This window comes from Aliidiomarina maris (genome assembly GCF_003987335.1).
Lineage (GTDB): Bacteria > Pseudomonadota > Gammaproteobacteria > Enterobacterales > Alteromonadaceae > Aliidiomarina > Aliidiomarina maris.
Genome location: NZ_PIPK01000009.1, coordinates 108,846 through 124,731, shown reverse-complemented (window position 1 = coordinate 124,731; position 15,886 = coordinate 108,846). Strand labels below are relative to the sequence as shown.

At 50.2% G+C, this 15,886-nt stretch carries 15 protein-coding genes and 6 pseudogenes; 11 read left to right on the top strand and 10 right to left on the bottom strand.

The window, feature by feature from the left end:
• Window positions 1-128 precede the first annotated feature (128 nt).
• Window positions 129-1,274: pseudogene (locus CWE07_RS10445) on the bottom strand (ATP-binding protein); the annotation flags it as partial.
• Between the two features lie 237 nt (window positions 1,275-1,511).
• Between CWE07_RS10445 and CWE07_RS14530 the strand changes: the two are divergent.
• Window positions 1,512-1,691, top strand: a pseudogene (locus CWE07_RS14530) (transcriptional regulator); the annotation flags it as partial.
• Here the strand turns inward: CWE07_RS14530 and CWE07_RS10435 are convergent.
• Window positions 1,612-2,484: a nuclease domain-containing protein gene (locus CWE07_RS10435; protein WP_275541015.1), complete on the bottom strand. Its 873-nt coding sequence runs from the start codon at window positions 2,482-2,484 to the stop codon at window positions 1,612-1,614. The pseudogene CWE07_RS14530 and the gene CWE07_RS10435 sit on opposite strands and share 80 nt — an antisense overlap.
• Window positions 2,485-2,504: 20 nt before the next feature.
• Here CWE07_RS10435 and CWE07_RS10430 point away from each other — a divergent pair.
• Window positions 2,505-2,675, top strand: a pseudogene (locus CWE07_RS10430) (virulence RhuM family protein); the annotation flags it as partial.
• 90 nt (window positions 2,676-2,765) lie between these two features.
• Here the strand turns inward: CWE07_RS10430 and cadR are convergent.
• Window positions 2,766-3,173 carry a Cd(II)/Pb(II)-responsive transcriptional regulator gene (gene cadR / locus CWE07_RS10425; protein WP_004364961.1) on the bottom strand — a complete coding sequence of 136 codons (408 nt, stop codon included), beginning with the start codon at window positions 3,171-3,173 and terminating at the stop codon, window positions 2,766-2,768.
• A gap of 95 nt (window positions 3,174-3,268) precedes the next feature.
• Between cadR and CWE07_RS10420 the strand changes: the two genes are divergently transcribed.
• The 7 genes and pseudogenes from CWE07_RS10420 to CWE07_RS10385 all read left to right on the top strand — a co-directional run bounded on the left by CWE07_RS10420 (window position 3,269) and on the right by CWE07_RS10385 (window position 7,877).
• Window positions 3,269-4,165, top strand: a complete 897-nt coding sequence (locus CWE07_RS10420) for a cation efflux transmembrane domain-containing protein (RefSeq protein WP_111569735.1) — start codon at window positions 3,269-3,271, stop codon at window positions 4,163-4,165.
• An 87-nt stretch (window positions 4,166-4,252) separates the two neighbouring features.
• A pseudogene (locus tag CWE07_RS10415) lies at window positions 4,253-4,450 on the top strand (ISL3 family transposase); the annotation flags it as partial.
• 175 nt (window positions 4,451-4,625) lie between these two features.
• Window positions 4,626-5,255 carry a peroxiredoxin gene (locus tag CWE07_RS10405; RefSeq protein WP_034823216.1) on the top strand — a complete coding sequence of 210 codons (630 nt, stop codon included), beginning with the start codon at window positions 4,626-4,628 and terminating at the stop codon, window positions 5,253-5,255.
• Between the two features lie 122 nt (window positions 5,256-5,377).
• Window positions 5,378-5,638: a hypothetical protein gene (locus CWE07_RS10400; RefSeq protein ID WP_111569737.1), complete on the top strand. Its 261-nt coding sequence runs from the start codon at window positions 5,378-5,380 to the stop codon at window positions 5,636-5,638.
• Window positions 5,625-6,065: pseudogene (gene rhuM / locus CWE07_RS10395) on the top strand (RhuM family protein); the annotation flags it as partial. The gene CWE07_RS10400 and the pseudogene rhuM, both read left to right, overlap by 14 nt.
• A gap of 248 nt (window positions 6,066-6,313) precedes the next feature.
• A complete protein-coding gene (locus CWE07_RS10390; RefSeq protein WP_111569738.1) occupies window positions 6,314-6,655 on the top strand; it encodes a helix-turn-helix domain-containing protein in 342 nt (113 codons plus the stop codon).
• Window positions 6,648-7,877: a type II toxin-antitoxin system HipA family toxin gene (locus CWE07_RS10385; protein ID WP_111569739.1), complete on the top strand. Its 1,230-nt coding sequence runs from the start codon at window positions 6,648-6,650 to the stop codon at window positions 7,875-7,877. Before CWE07_RS10390 ends, CWE07_RS10385 begins: the two co-directional genes overlap by 8 nt.
• A gap of 208 nt (window positions 7,878-8,085) precedes the next feature.
• Here CWE07_RS10385 and CWE07_RS10380 read toward each other — a convergent pair whose 3' ends face one another.
• From CWE07_RS10380 to CWE07_RS10370, 3 genes and pseudogenes are all read right to left on the bottom strand, one after another.
• Entirely contained in the window at window positions 8,086-8,424 is a 339-nt protein-coding gene (locus CWE07_RS10380; RefSeq protein ID WP_111569740.1) for a hypothetical protein, read from the bottom strand.
• Between the two features lies 1 nt (window position 8,425).
• Window positions 8,426-9,681, bottom strand: a pseudogene (locus tag CWE07_RS10375) (tyrosine-type recombinase/integrase).
• 351 nt (window positions 9,682-10,032) lie between these two features.
• Window positions 10,033-10,896: a YicC/YloC family endoribonuclease gene (locus CWE07_RS10370; RefSeq protein WP_111569741.1), complete on the bottom strand. Its 864-nt coding sequence runs from the start codon at window positions 10,894-10,896 to the stop codon at window positions 10,033-10,035.
• A gap of 190 nt (window positions 10,897-11,086) precedes the next feature.
• Here CWE07_RS10370 and rph point away from each other — a divergent pair, with 190 nt between their 5' ends.
• Window positions 11,087-11,803 carry a ribonuclease PH gene (gene rph, locus CWE07_RS10365; protein ID WP_111569742.1) on the top strand — a complete coding sequence of 239 codons (717 nt, stop codon included), beginning with the start codon at window positions 11,087-11,089 and terminating at the stop codon, window positions 11,801-11,803.
• Complete coding sequence (gene pyrE / locus CWE07_RS10360; RefSeq protein WP_111569743.1) at window positions 11,800-12,444, top strand: orotate phosphoribosyltransferase; 645 nt, start codon at window positions 11,800-11,802, stop codon at window positions 12,442-12,444. Before rph ends, pyrE begins: the two co-directional genes overlap by 4 nt.
• Window positions 12,445-12,507: 63 nt before the next feature.
• Here pyrE and frdD read toward each other — a convergent pair whose 3' ends face one another.
• Genes frdD through frdA form a run of 4 tightly spaced genes read right to left on the bottom strand, consistent with a single transcriptional unit; the run spans window position 12,508 to window position 15,879 of the window.
• A complete protein-coding gene (gene frdD, locus CWE07_RS10355; protein ID WP_111569744.1) occupies window positions 12,508-12,864 on the bottom strand; it encodes a fumarate reductase subunit FrdD in 357 nt (118 codons plus the stop codon).
• Window positions 12,861-13,244 (bottom strand): fumarate reductase subunit C, encoded by a 384-nt coding sequence (locus CWE07_RS10350; protein WP_111569745.1) that lies wholly within the window; start codon window positions 13,242-13,244, stop codon window positions 12,861-12,863. The genes frdD and CWE07_RS10350 overlap by 4 nt, the downstream gene beginning before the upstream one ends.
• Window positions 13,241-14,050 carry a succinate dehydrogenase/fumarate reductase iron-sulfur subunit gene (locus tag CWE07_RS10345; RefSeq protein WP_111569746.1) on the bottom strand — a complete coding sequence of 270 codons (810 nt, stop codon included), beginning with the start codon at window positions 14,048-14,050 and terminating at the stop codon, window positions 13,241-13,243. Before CWE07_RS10345 ends, CWE07_RS10350 begins: the two co-directional genes overlap by 4 nt.
• On the bottom strand, window positions 14,047-15,879 hold the full coding sequence (gene frdA, locus CWE07_RS10340; RefSeq protein WP_111569747.1) for a fumarate reductase (quinol) flavoprotein subunit: 1,833 nt from the start codon (window positions 15,877-15,879) through the stop codon (window positions 14,047-14,049). The genes CWE07_RS10345 and frdA overlap by 4 nt, the downstream gene beginning before the upstream one ends.
• Window positions 15,880-15,886 lie beyond the last annotated feature (7 nt).

Genomic DNA, 15,886 nt, shown 5'->3' with positions numbered 1-15,886 from the left:
TTTGTTGTATTCAGACCAGTTTTTAACTCGGTATTTTGCTTTGCTCATTGCGGTGTCTAGTATCAGCGTGGTTTGGCGATCTGATCAACGCTAACTGAGAAAGTTCCACTATTTGTTCAACAAGGCCCCTCCACAGGGACGATATCGCCTTCATCGGTCGCCAAAATAAATTCGATTTCGGCGCGGGCGTCATTCCATGAATAGCTTGGGTCAACGCCAATGGCAGTGAGCTCTTGTTGCACAAAGTTTTCAGCCACATAACCTTTGTATTCATAGTTTTGTTGCTTAATTTCTTTATAACTGCTGCCGAGCATATGATTAAGCAGGCCCACATCAAACAGAAACAGTTTCACCATATTTTCTTTTTTATAGGCCGCTAACGAAGATTTCGGCAATCCTTCAATAGGGTAGTTTGGCAAAGCTAAGCGGCAGCAGTTAAGCCAATGGATCGCGGTTTCAAAATCGCTATAACGAGATTTACGCTCATGCACATGCTTAAATTTAAAGCGTTTAACCGACTCATCGCTGACAAGTGATAGCTGGGCTGGAATGCTATTAAATACCGATTCAATCAGTGTGGCGTCGACCTTGCCCGCGTACTTACCAAAATCGCGGCGATAACCTTCCACTAAATCGGCATGAATTTTTGTGACTTTTTCAACACGCTCTAGAATGCTTGAATCCTTATACTGATACCAAGCAGAAACGGCTTCCGGCATACCACCAGTAAAAAAGTAGTCAGTGAGTTTGTCCATCAATTTGGTGTGTACTGCCGGTGTGCTTGCTTGACTATCAAACGCTTTGATCAGCGCTTGCTCGTTGGATGCGTAAATAAATTCTTGGAAGGTCAGTGGTCGTAAATTGTATTGTTCTACCTTGCCCACAGGGAAGGTGTTGAGCAAACCAATATTCGAGCCGCTGGCAGCGACAAAATAGGACGGTGCTTTTTCAGCAAAGTACTTTAGTGAGGTAACGGCACGTTCACATTCGCCAATTTCATCTAATATCAGCAGATCGGTTTCTGGGTTGAACGCTTGGTTGGTTAACAACTCAATGTTCATTACTAGCTCGTCAGGTGACAGAGAGCCATCGAACGCTTCTTTGTAGGCAGGGTTTTCAAGGAAGTCGATACGAAGGATGTTGGCAAAGGTGTTCCCAAATAACTCTTGTAGCAGATAGGTTTTACCTGTTTGTCTTGCACCATCGATCAATAATGGCTTGCGCACCGGTTGATTTTTCCATGCTATTAGGGCGTTTAGTAAGTTGCGCTGCATTGTCATTTCCCGCTAATTAAGACTGTTAACTGCCTGTAGTATAACTCAGTCTACACTTTTACGCGCAGAAAAGTGCGGAATCTTACATTTTTATGCGCATAAAAGTGTGATTTGATGACCTTTGGCATTCAGGGATCCAGATCATCGCCTTGGCCAACGCGCAAGCTAAACCTAAAGGTGGGATATAAATCCAATTATATTGAGTAAAGTGGGAATATAGTCCCTTTGGTTGGTGATATGGCTAAGCGTGACTTACACAATGTACTGTTTCCAAAGCAGCGCAAAATCCTGACTCATTTTGGTGAAGACTTGCTGTTGGCGATGAAACGACGTGGTTTTACCAAAAAGCTACTGTGTGAACGTACTGGTTTTGATCATAAAACCGTGAATAAAGTCTTTGCCGGTGATCCGGGTGTTTAACCGGCCAAAGTTTGTCAATTTGCTTGGATGAACTTTGAGTGTCTGAGGTAGACGCCAACGCTAAATAGCGAATTTCCTCGGCAATATGCTGCTTAAATTTCTGCAAAAACGTGCTTTGCGGCAGGTGATACCACTGCGCTGTGCCTTGCTCAAATTGTTCAAAGTAGCCATTATCACGCCCACGTTGCCCACCTAATGCCACTGTCATCGTCAAATCAGGGTACAGCACTTGGCGCATGCCGTAATACGGTATACGTGCAGCGTCTTGTACGTAGAGCCTTTCCGCCATACCAGCCACAGGATACATGGCTTCATTGTTTTGCCCTGTTTGTGCATTCGGTGCTGTGCCAATTTGCGTTTGCAAAAACTCTAACAACCACTGGTGACCGGAATAACGGCTCTTAGCGTGGGTTGATTCAGTTTGACTAAGTTCGTTTTGGCTAGGATCATTTTGACTAGGTAAGAGTGCAAACGCACCAATACCCACTTCTTCTATCGCTTCGACGTAAGGGTTTTGCGATAAAGTTTGATCAAAAAAGCCTGGGTATAACGCAAACGCACCAAATACAGGGCGGCTTTTTTTAGGAGATTGGCCAGCGTTTCCACTTGATGGCGATTTAGAATCGTGAGGTTCTGATAAACGAATCAAAGCATCCCGATAACGGTGCATTTGGTTGATAGCATCGTCTGGTACGTAATCGGTGCTTTCAATATCTTCGCTGTTATCATCAAAGTTTACCGAGGTTGAAAGAGTGTACGAAGCGGCAATGGTGTGAGCGAGTGTTATCAATTATGCAGAAGGTGAAATGAATGACAGAACATATCCCTCAAGCTCCACAAGGTGAGTTTGTTCTCTTTACTAGCGCAGACGGCCAAACTCGTGTTGAGTGCCGTTTTGAATCCGATACATTATGGTTATCTCAAGCCATGATTGGTGAGTTGTATGGGAAAGCTAAAGCAACTATTAGTGAACATATAAAAAATGGGTAAGCGGATTAAATGGTTGATCTTACCTTTGCATGAGAGTGAGACAGACCGGCATCTCATCGGATTATCTGGTTGATGCTTCACCTACTGCTGGTGCATGTTTCCTTCGCTAATTCCAGCAAGAACCCCACACGCCTCAACTTCCCGGTCATCGTTGCAACTCGCTCTCAGTGAAACGAGTTGTTTCTCAAGCGCTTGCAGAGCGGTTATCTGCGACCGCACATGAGAGATGTGATCATCGAGCAAGGCGTTGACGGCGGTACAAGGCTGATGAGGGTCGTCCTGATAGCTCTGTAGTTCGTGAATCTCAGCCAGTGACAGGCCCAGGATTCTGCAGCGACGGATGAAGGCCAGCCCCTCACCATGCTTCTCGGTATAGACACGGTAACCGTTGTCCTGCCGATCAGGCGGCGGCAACAAGCCCTGCTGTTCATAGAAGCGGATCGTCTGTGTTTCGACCCCTACCAACTGCGCCAACTGACCAATGCGCATCAGCCTCCTCCCCAACGGATTCTTTACTCTATTGACCTTATAGTAGCTTTATAGTTTAAAATGGTACCACAACATTGTTCAAGTGGAGTCGTATCATGAGTAAATCCTGTGGTGGCGCCTGTGGCGGTGATGCAACGTCCGCAGCGGATACCGATATACAGGCCTCCTCCGAGGCGCCAGGGAGATGGGTCAGTGTTTATGCCGTGCCGAAGATGGACTGTCCATCAGAAGAACGAATGATTCGCCTAGCCCTGAGCGGCTTTGAGGAGATTCGAGCGCTGTCCTTCGACTTGTCGAACCGCCGGCTGAAGGTCGTGCATGACGGCGAGGTCGAGCCCGTCACATCGAAACTGAAGACCTTGGGGCTAGGAGCCGCGCTTCAGGAAAGCGTTGCTGCAAATCCGGAGACCATCAAGGCCGCCGAGTTCTCGGCAGCTTCTGCTGAGCAAGAATCCGGGACCCTGCGCTGGTTGCTCGGCATCAATGCACTTCTGTTCGTGGTGGAAATGACTGCCGGTCTGATGGCTCAGTCAACTGGCCTCATTGCAGAGTCCCTGGACAATTTTGCTGATGCGGCAGTGTACGGACTCGCTCTTTATGCGGTTGGGCATAGCGTGAAAAGGCAGGTCCGTGTTGCGCACGTTGCTGGTGTGGTCCAACTGGTTTTGGCTGTTGGCGTACTCGTAGAGGTCGTGAGGCGCTTTGTATTCGGTAGTGAGCCTGAATCGCTGGTGATGATAGCCATCGCATTCGTCGCATTGATTGCCAATACCGCCTGTCTGCTGATGGTATCCAAACATCGAGGGGGCGGAGCTCATATGAAGGCTAGCTGGATATTTTCGGCCAACGACGTGGTGATCAACCTGGGGGTCATCACCGCCGGCGCCCTGGTCGCGTGGACCGGGTCCAATTATCCGGATCTGATTATCGGCACCATCGCGGGGGTCATTGTACTTAACGGTGCCAGACGCATTCTGGCATTGAAGGGTTAAATAATGCTCATTATTGGCAAAAAGCTCTCGCCGTATGCCCTATTGTCCATATCGGGCCTGCTGGCAGCGTCTGATCAGGCTGTAAAGTGGCTGGCCAAGGACAAGAACCGTGAAGGGCGCGGTTACTCCTTCGAGGTGATGCGGGCACGAATGCTCTACACCACGAAGCACAAGAAGAAGGCACCGACTGCGAAGGTCTCTCCTTTCTACAAGAAAACCATCGGTTACGGACTGCCGGACTTCGCAGAGGAACTCAACTACGGAGTCGATCTATCAACCATCTGAGGGTGGTATCAGATTGATGGGGTGAAGGTGCCCCATCAACCATTAAATCCGTATACCCTCTATTTACAGCAATCGGTAAATCAACATTTTATATATTCAATAAAAGAATATACTTATAACCAAGGATTTCAAGTGGCCATTGAGTGCCACCTTCAACCACACAGAGGTAACTAGTATGAGTTTACGTATTGGCGACACAGCCCCAAATTTCGAAATCGATACCACTAAAGGTAAAATTAAATTCCACGACTGGGCTAAAGACAACTGGGTGTTTTTCTTTAGCCACCCCGCAGATTACACACCGGTTTGTACCACTGAGATGGGGCGAACCTCACAACTGGCAGAAGAATTTGCCAAGCGCGGCGTGATTCCACTGGGTTTGTCTACTGACACCGTAGAGGAACATCTGGGCTGGATCGAAGACGTAAATGCGACGCAGCATACTGACCTGCAGTTCCCCATCGTCGCCGACAAAGAAAAGAAAATTGCCCAGCTATACGACATGATCCACCCAGGCGAGAGCGAAACCGCCGCAGTTCGCTCGGTGTTTATCATCGACCCAAACCATAAAATACGTTTGACCATGACCTACCCGATGGCTGTTGGCCGTAACTTTGACGAGATTTTGCGGGTAATTGATGCCCTGCAGTTCTCAGACAAGCACAATGTGGCCTGCCCTGCTGACTGGCAGCCAGGTGACAAGGTCATTATTAAACCAACGGTCAGTAACGAAGAGGCTGCCAAATTGTTCCCGCAGGGGTGGGATGAGCAACGCCCATACCTGCGTTTCACCCAAATCAAATAGTCTCAACCAAAGTGCTGCCCCGGCTTCGCCGGGGAGCCACTTTAAAATACCTAAAATGTAGTGATCCGCTCAGCCGCGTTTGGCGTTATCCCTATGTTTCTCATTATAAATGGATGCTGACCATGTCTGCTGCCACCTCGAAGCGTTTAGCCCCGTTGTTAATCATAGCCGCGGTTATTAGCACACTCATTCTTATATTTATGTACGCTGCTGGCTTCTTCGGCCGTAACCAGGTCACCGCCCAGCAATTTGTTGACTTTCAGGAAGGTGCAAGCCCGCACGCTGGATTCCGCCGTGCCCACGCTAAAGGTGTATGTGTTGAAGGTAATTTTATCGCCAACGGCGCGTTAACTGAGTACACCAGTTCAAAATATCTTTACTGAAGGTGAATTGGACGAAAGGGCAGTTGTTCGGTTATACCGAACAACTGCCTCGGACGGGAAATCTTACAATGTACAATATTTCAGTCTGCCCTTAGTTATCGCTGTGGGCTACCGAGTTCGTTCTAGTCGTGGTACTCAGTTCCGCCAATGGGCAACTCAAACGTTACAAGAATATCTTATTAAAGGCTTCGTAATGGATGACGAACGCTTGAAAAATCCACCTGTTGGGTCATCTGCTGTTCCAGACTATTTTGATGAGATGCTGGAACGCATTCGCGATATTAGAGCCAGCGAACGGCGCGTTTATCTAAGGGTGAAGGAAATCTTCACTATGGCGGCGGACTATGAATCATCCAATCAGGAGACTAACCGCTTCTTTCAAACTATCCAAAATAAGCTGCATTATGCCTCTACTGCATATTCTGCCCCAATTGCCCCATTCCTTGGGGCAGTGTAATTTCCTCTTATTCACCCTCTAAAGCTTGGCATATCAGGTATTGCCCCATTGTCCCATCTGCTCACAGTAATAGAGCGCGCGCGTTACGGTTTATCTATAATTGTATATCAAGAAGTGATTGGTGATACATAATAGCTAATCATTCTTGTGTTTGTGGGATTACGGTGATATGTTTTTGTATATAATTATTCCTAATTGATTCATTAAGGCGTATCGAAATGAGCTATGTAACAGAGCAGATACTAGAAAGTCTTCGAGAAGCTCGGGTACGCAAGGGGTTTAGCCAGAGAGAGCTGAGCGCGCGTTCGGGTGTGCCGCAAAGTCATATTTCGAAGATCGAGTCTGGTGGCGTTGATTTAAGAATGTCCAGTTTGATTGCTCTGGCCCGTGTACTCGACCTAGAGCTATTGGTTGCGCCTAAAAAGTCCATTCCTGCCATCAAGTCAATCATTCGAAGCAGCCAAGGTGCTTATCATAATGGGCCAAACAATAATGGTATCAACGATGAAGCTGAGCAGATGTCACCGGCATATCAGTTAGGGGAAGACGACGATGACTAATCATGTTTCTACGCTCAACGTGTTGCTCTATGGCGAACCCATAGCAACGATCACCAACGTGGGCAATGACAGAACGCTTTTTGCCTTTATGGATTCGTACATTCATGATGAATCACGGCCCGTGTTGGGGCTGGGTTTTAAAGATGCACTGGGTGGCTTACTGACTAATTTTAAACCGACCCAAACCAAGTTAACTCCGTTTTTCTCTAACCTTTTGCCAGAAGAAACCATGCGTCATTACCTGGCAGAGCGTGCCGGAGTGAATCCAGCGCGGGAGTTTTTTCTATTGTGGGTGTTAGGACAAGATTTAGCAGGTGCGATCACGGTTGAACCTGCTGATGGCGAAGCGCTGCCGCCTAATGTGCATCAAGGTATTGACGATGAAACGGAAATTGAATTGCCAATGCGTTTTTCATTGGCGGGTGTGCAGTTGAAGTTTTCGGCCGTACAACAAGCAAACGGTGGGTTGACTATTCCAGCAACCGGTCAAGGTGGCTCTTGGATTGTGAAATTGCCATCGTCTCGTTTTGACGCTGTGCCAGAAAATGAATATTCGATGATGGAACTGGCTCGCATGTTGGGGATGGATGTGCCAGAAACGCAGCTACTCCCGATTAACCAGATTGCTAATATCCCAGATGGTATTGGTAAATTTGGCGATGCTTTTAAAAATGCTCAGGCGTTTGTGATCAAGCGCTTTGATCGTGCAGGTGATCAAGCCGTACATATTGAAGATTTTGCGCAAGTGTTTGGCGTCTATCCTCAAGATAAATACAAAAAAGCCAGTATGCGCAATATTGCTCAGGTTATCGGCATCGAAGGTCAAGACGAAGACATTGCAGAATTTACGCGTCGATTGGTGTTCAATACCCTAATTGGTAATGCGGATATGCATTTGAAGAATTGGTCTGTGATTTACAAAGACAAGCGCACCGCATCGATTGCACCTGCTTATGACTTTGTCTCGACCATTCCTTATATCCCCGATGATAGTGCATCGCTGAAGGTGAGTCGTAGCAAGAAATTCAGTGATTTCACGCTGGATGAGCTGTCACACATAGCGGCTAAAGCCATGCTGCCAGAAAAATTGGTATTAGATACTGCCAAGCAAACCGTGGCAGGCTTTCATGAAATCTGGGCGAAAGAAAAAGCGCATTTACCACTTACCAAGTCGATGATTGAAGCAATTGAAACACATTTGCGAAGCATACCGCTACGCTAAAATGAGAACCGACGCGTACAAAGATACAGAGGCGTCGGTCATATTGGTTTAAAGATTATGTTTGGTGGCTTGTTTTGTTAATCCAAGCCCCGATTGCCCCATTCCTTGGGGCAGTGTAATTTCCTCTTATTCACCCTCTAAAGCTTGCTAAATCAATTGCTGTCCCATTGTCCCAACTGCCCACGGTAAGTGAGCAAATGGGGGATTATTAGTTTCGTCTGATAGGCCTTTTCGGCATTCGGCTGCGTTTGCCATCGAAGAAGGCCAATACTCTGAACCAATAGAGTGATTCTTCATACCCCAAGCTGTGCGTTGGGCGTGCAGGCGGGATGAGCCCCAGTTTGCGTCCTAGGCTGACAATCACGTAGAACGTGAGTTTTAGCGTCAGCCAAGGAGCGAGTACCACGAATACCATCAGGCAATACCGAGTAAGTGCGTAGCCTATACCATGAGGTTGATCGAGTAAGGCAATGCCAATACACCAACCAAGGCCTGCCAGCATGGCTATTGGAAAGGTAATGGGGGCAAGTCGCATCATAAACTGCATGTTAGCGCACTCCGATTTTGTATTGTGAAGCGGGCTCAAAGTTCACCAGTGGTTCAACCACATCAGCCACAGTTTGATGGGCAATTCGGCGCTCTTCAAAGTAATCGTGGCGGTCGTAGATACCCTCAACGCCTTTTAGCTTATGGTTAAGACAGCGTTCGGCTACGTTGCCTGCAATGCCCAAAGAGGCGGCAAGGCTGCGAAAGGTGCGGCGTAAATCGTGTACGGTGAAGTGTTCAAGCTTGCCCATTTTATTGGGAGGCTGTTTTTGCGCCCAGGCTCGCGACCAAAGAGTTTAGAAATGGCGCGGTTTAGCGTATCTGGCCCCATATGTGGACGATGGCTTGCTCGTCTGGCAGGGAAAACATAAGGCGAGCCACAAGCGCGGACTTGCAGCTCGTTAAACCAGGCAATGGCTTGGCGCGGTAAGGGGATGCTAATGGGGACGCCGGTTTTGCTGCGTTCTTTGGGTAGATCCCACACACCCGTGGTTAAATCCATTTCACGCCACATGGCTTCGCACAATTCGCTTTTGCGCACACCCAACACCAAAAACAGGCAGCAAGCGAGGTAGTTGTCGCGGCCAAAGCTATTGATATGGGTATGAAACACGCTAAAGGCGTAGTGAATTTCCTCTTTGCTAAGCATCCTGTCTTTACTGGACTCCACGCCACCGGCATCGTCCACGGTAAAGGCTGCGGCGGGGTTGTTCAGCGTTAAGTCGAGCTTTATTGCATGTCGAAACAGCTGCTTCATGTACATCAAGGTATCGTTGGCAATGGTAGGGCGGTTACTTTCTCGAATGCGCTCTAATACTTCGCGTACATGTGTGGGGCGCACAGCTTGGATAGGAAGTTGACCAATCACTGGTGCAATTTCTTTGGTAAAAACACGTTTGGGTATATTTGGGTGCTTTAATCGGCGACTTAAGTCTTTGGCATACCAGTCTTGAAACAGCTGACTGACATTTTGAATCTCAGGGATGGTTTCAATAGCACGGATTGCTAATGGGTCTTCATCTTGCTGAAGTTGTAGCTGCATTTTAGACGATTCAAGTCGAGCCTCTGCTAAGGTCATACTTGGATATTGACCGAGCGTGGCTTCTCGTCGTCCATTTAGGCTGGTATACCTTAGCATCCAATACGGCATGCCAGATTTTCTTACGCAAAAATATAGGCCATTACCATCACTGTATTTTTTGTTTGCTGCTGCGGTGCGAGCATAAGACTGCACCTGAGTTGCGGTTAGTTTTGCCATCGTTTGTTACTCTATATTCCTAAGAAATCGTTAAAATTTGCTCACCATTGCCCACCACTGTTTGTTTATCGATTGGTTCGATAGTTGAGTGATTGAACAATCTGCAAGCAGCACGATAAGTGGGGATGGCATAAGGCGGTGGTGAGATAGATGCAAAAATCTGCTCACCAGATACCTTGACTTTTTGCTTATTGAGTCAAAAAAACAGGTCTTGCCCACCATTTTGCCCACCACTTAAACAGCAACTGGTAACGGACATCTGCAAACCGATTTGGACGGGAAAAACAAAAAAGCCCTTTATTTACAAGCAAATAACAGGGCTTTTAAGACATTCTTGGACGGGTAAAAAAACTATTCGATGTTTTGGATCTGCTCGCGCATCTGCTCAATCAGCACTTTCAGCTCGACGGCGGCATTGGTGATGTCGGCATTGATAGACTTTGACCCTAGGGTGTTCGCTTCGCGGTTGAATTCTTGCATCATGAAGTCGAGGCGTCGGCCGCAGGCGCCGCCTTTGTTCATGGCAATGCGGGTTTCTTTGATATGGCTTTCGAGGCGGTCGAGTTCTTCGGCGACGTCGCTTTTTTGTGCCATCAGCACCATTTCTTGCTCAACGCGTTGCGAATCAAGTTCAATCGATGCTTCTTTAAACTTGGTGAGTAAGCGCTCACGTTGCCATTCGAGTACGGCTGGCATCTGCGCACGTACGGTGACGACCTGGCGACCGATATTTTCCAAGCGCTCTTCAATCAGTTTGCGCATGTTGCTGCCTTCGGCGGCGCGGGCACTGACAAATTCTTCCATTGCGTTATCAAAGCCCTGCAACAGTTCGCTTTGTAACGCGTCCATGTCGGGTTCTGGCGCGCTGATAACACCGGGCCAGCGTAGTATATCGAGCGGGTTCATGCTGCCGTTGCCGCCGTTTTGTTGCACCCACTCGGCACTGCGAATCACTGCTTTGGCGAGGTCTTCGTTGATGACTAAATCGGTGGCGGCGCCTTCGTTGGCGTGAAAGCGTAGGTTACATTCTACTTTGCCGCGCGCTAAGCGCTGGCGTAGGCGTTCACGTAGGCTGGCTTCGAGGCCGCGAAACTGTTCGGGTAAGCGAAAATAGGTTTCGAGGTAACGCTGGTTCACGGAACGAAGTTCCCACACGGCACTGCCCCATTCGCCTTTAATTTCGTGGCGGGCATAAGCGGTCATACTATAAATCATTACTCTTTCCTTTTATGTGCTTAGCTGCTTATGGCCGCGCGCTGTCAATGGTTTGGCGAGGCCGTAACTGCGCCAGTATACCTGTGCATAGGCGGCAAAAACAGTCGCTGGCATGGCACTTGACCCCTAATTTGCCTATAATGGGCGCGTTTTTACACTCCTATACCACTTATCTGCAACGAGGTTTCTTATGCGCCCTGATGGCCGTACTGCTCAACAAATTCGTCCGGTGACCATCACCCGAAACTATACCCGTCACGCAGAAGGCAGCGTGTTGATTGAATTTGGCGACACCAAAGTGTTGTGTAATGCCAGTGTTGAAGTGGGTGTGCCACGCTTTTTGAAAGGCAAAGGCCAAGGTTGGGTTACTGCCGAATACGGCATGCTGCCTCGGGCGACGCATACCCGCTCTGGGCGTGAGGCGAGCCGTGGCAAGCAAGGTGGCCGTACGTTGGAAATCCAGCGTTTAATCGCACGCTCATTGCGCGCTGCGGTGGACTTGAATGCCTTAGGCGAACACACCATTACCGTAGACTGCGACGTGATTCAGGCGGATGGTGGCACGCGTACAGCGTCGATTACTGGTGCATGCGTGGCCTTGGTCGATGCACTTAGCCATATGCGCAAGCAAGGTATGGTTAAAGCCAACCCGCTGCAGGCGATGGTAGCGGCCATTTCGGTGGGTATCTACAACGGCGAGCCGGTGGCTGATTTGCAGTATGAAGAAGACTCTGCAGCCGATACCGACATGAATGTGGTGATGACCGAAACCGGTAAGATGATTGAGGTGCAAGGCACCGCTGAAGGCGAACCGTTCAGCATGGTCGAGATGAATGCGATGCTCGATTTAGCTCGCCACGCCATTCGTGAACTGAATGACATTCAAAAAGAGGCGCTTAACGCATGAAAGACTACCAACGCGAATTTATCGAGTTTGCTTTAAGCAAAGGCGTACTCAAATTTGGTGAGTTTACGTTGAAGTCAGGTCGCACCAGCCCGTATTTCTTCAACGCAGGCTTGTTCAACTCCGGTGCCGATTTGGCTCGCTTAGGGCGCTATTATGCGGCGGCGCTGCAAGACTCGGGCATTGAGTTTGACGTACTGTTTGGGCCTGCCTACAAGGGCATTCCAATTGCCAGTGCGACCGCAATTAGCCTGTTTGAACACCATCAGAAAGACGTGCCGTATTGCTTCAATCGCAAAGAGAAGAAGACGCATGGTGAAGGCGGCAACTTAGTTGGTGCGGACTTGCAAGGCCGGATCATGCTGGTGGATGACGTCATTACCGCAGGCACCGCCATTCGTGAATCGATGGATATTGTTGAGGCCAACGGCGCGAGCTTGGCGGGCGTACTGATTGCTCTGGATCGTCAAGAGAAGGGCAAAGGTGAGCTGAGCGCCATTCAAGAAGTCGAGCGCGACTACAACGCCAAAGTAATTGCCATTGTCACCTTAAATGACCTCATTCGCTACTTGGCTGAGCAACCCGGTCAGGAGGCCAATATGGCCAAAGTAAGTGCCTACCGCGAGCAGTACGGTATCACTTAGCGGAAGCTCCGATTACGGTAGTACCGGTATGGACACCCTTGACCGTTGAGGTGACCTGTTCGCCTATGCGGACCACCATGCAATAACGCCTAATGCGGTTACCACCATGGCGCTGCCGTAACATACGAATGCCGTGGTCGACCCACCATACCCTATCTTCATATCATGCAGCCCATGGCGAATGCGGTGGGCGGCATGAAACGCTGGGAGGCTGATGACCACCGCGGTAAATACCAGCCCCCACAGGCTTTGATACCAGGATTGCAAGGTGGTGAAGCTCACGTCCACCACTCCAAGTGGCCACAGCAAGCCAAACACCAGTACCACGCTAGGCACCAACACGGCAAAGCATACGCCACCGGCGCTAAATAACCCCCACCACAGTGGCTCTAGGTGCAGGCCTTTAATTCGCTGTTTCATACGCGACCTCCGGTCACTAACCAAAGGCACAGCAGTGCCACCGCCAATACCGCGGCCCACTGTCCGGCGACCATAAGGCGAGCTGGCAATGTGTAGTTGGCAATGCGAATTGGCATCACTCGCGGGAACAGCACGAAGAAGGTGGCGGCATGGTACAGCGCAGCACCCAGTGCCACCGTATGGCCAATGATCACCAACGGATGCGCCATATACGCCTGCCACTGGCTAAAGCGTTCCACGTCTTGCAAACTGAATACCCCAGCCAGCAATGAACACAGCAAGAATACCAAGGGTATGACGGTGGCCTCGCGCAGCATATAGCGCTTGAAATGGCCGTGCTTGAGCCACCAACGGCCGGTCAGTTCAGGCTTGTAACTCATGAGCGTGAATCTCCTATCGAGCTGCCTTTGAATAACTGAATCAACATGCTTTTCGCTGACTCTACTTTGCCTTGGTTCACCGCGGCAGCAGGGTCTACGCCTTTGGGGCATACGTCTGAACAAAAGCCGACAAAGGTGCAACTCCAAACGCCGTCGTGGGTATTTAGCACCTGCATCCGCTCATGCTTACCATGGTCACGACTGTCCAAGTTGTAACGGTGCGCCAAAGCTATTGCCGCTGGCCCAACAAACTCGGGATTCAAGCCAAACTGAGGGCACGCGGCATAACACAAACCACAGTTGATGCAGTTGGCAAATTGCTGATAACGCGCCAGCTGTGCGGGTGTCTGCGAGTGCGTCGCGGCCGACGGATTGTTGGGGCGCGAGGCAGGGTCAATAATATAGGGTTTAACCGCCTCCAAGTGGGTTAAAAACTCGTCCATGTTCACCACCAAATCGCGCTCCCCGGTGAAATGCGCAAGCGGTTCGATGGTGAGTGCAGGCGCATCATTGGCGGCGTGATCTCGGCCGACACCCTTATGAGCTACATAGTCGCGAACGAAGTCCTTGCAACCAAGCTTGGGGATGCCATTGACCATCACCCCACAGGAGCCGCAAATCGCCATTCGACATGACCAGCGGTAACTTAAGCTGGAGTCGACCTGCTCCTTCACATATTGCAAGACATCCAGCACCGAGGTGCTGTCGTCGTACGGCACTTGAACGCGCTGCATGGTGGGGTACTGGTCACCGCGTTCAGGGTCGTAACGGCTAATATCAACATAGCAGGTGCGCGGCTGCGTCATACCTTGCCTCCTTGAGTACGATTGGGCGTGCTGGCTTGGGCATTGCCTTGTTCACCATAGGCGCGAACCTTCGGCGCCGACAATGTGGTGTCGACGCGTTGCCACTCCAGAGTGGCCGGTTGCTCATCCCTCCAGCGCACTAGGCTGTGCTTTAAGAACTGCTCGTCATTGCGCTGTTGATACTCGGTTTCCAAGCGCTGGTGCGCACCGCGCGATTCCCGTCGCTCCAGCGCCGCTAAACAGGTGGCTTCCGCTACATCTAAACTGAAGCCAAGCTCGATTGCCTGCAGTAAGTCGGTGTTGTAGCCTCGGCTGCTGTCCGCGACGTGCATGCGCTGGTAAGCCACCTTTAACTCGTGAATGTCGTTGAGTGATTGCTGCAAACCGGCCTCGTCACGGTAGATGCCACACCCTCGCTCCATGGTGGCAACCAAATCTTGCTTCAATTGGGGCCAGCTGGACACCGCAGCGTGTTTGGGGTTTTGCTGCATGGCACTAATGCGCTGCTGCCAGTATTGAGTTTTAGCGGTCATGTCGTCGCTCTTGGCAGGCGTATTTCGACGTGCGTTCGCCCGCTGCCACGCCTGTTCGCCAGCAAGTCGGCCAAACACCAACAACTCGGTCAATGAATTGGAGCCCAACCGATTGGCGCCGTGCAAGCCCACGGATGCGCATTCGCCAGCTGCAAACAACCCCTGTATCGGCGTTTCGCACTGGGCATCGGTTAGAATGCCTCCCATGGTGTAATGCACCGCCGGGCGAATCGGAATGGGTTCATGCACTGGGTCGACGTTGACATAGGCTTTGGCAAGCTCACAGATAAACGGCAGGCGTTCTTCAAGAAACGCCTTACCTAAATGACGTAAGTCCAAATAGACGACATCGGATGTGCCATGCTTCCCTGTCCTGCCTCGTTGCTGCTCATGCCAAAAGGCTTGCGAAAGTTTGTCTCTTGGCCCCAGTTCCATGTATTTGTTCTGGGGTTTACCCAGCGGCGTTTCTGGGCCAAGTTCGTAATCTTGCAGGTACCGATAGCCGTCTTTGTTGACGAGTACACCGCCTTCACCGCGGCTGGCTTCGGTTATTAGAATGCCACTGCCGGGCAAGCCTGTGGGGTGGTATTGCACAAACTCCATATCGCGCAGGGGCACGCCATTGCGATACGCGATGGCCATGCCATCTCCGGTGACAATGCCGCCGTTGGTATTGAATTTAAACACGCGCCCAGCGCCACCGGTCGCCATAATAACCGCGCCAGCACGGATGCAGTGCAGCGCGCCGGTTTTAATATCCAATGCCAACACCCCAGTGACTTCGCGCTCATCACCGTCTTCGGCCACGCCAATGTCCAATACAAAATATTCGTCAAAACGGGTAATGGCATCAAATTGAAGGGCGGTTTGATACAAGGTGTGGAGCATGTGGAAGCCAGTTTTGTCCGCCGCAAACCAAGTTCGCTCAGTTTTCATGCCTCCGAAACGGCGCACTTGCACATTGCCATTAGGCTGGCGCGACCAAGGGCAGCCCCAGTGCTCCATTTGCACCAGTTCGCGATGGGCATGCTTGACGAAATAGTCCACCACCCCTTGCTCGGCTAACCAATCGCCGCCAGCAACGGTGTCTTCGAAGTGTGCTTGAAGGCTGTCGTCGTCTCGTGTGACCGCCGCGGCGCCGCCTTCTGCCGCAACCGTGTGCGAGCGCATCGGGTACACTTTGGACAACAGTGCGATGCGGCTGTTGCCGTCACTGGCCTGTGCTGCAGCAATCGCAGCGCGTAAGCCAGCACCACCGCCGCCCACCACAACGACATCGTATTCGTGTTGTTGCATGCTTACT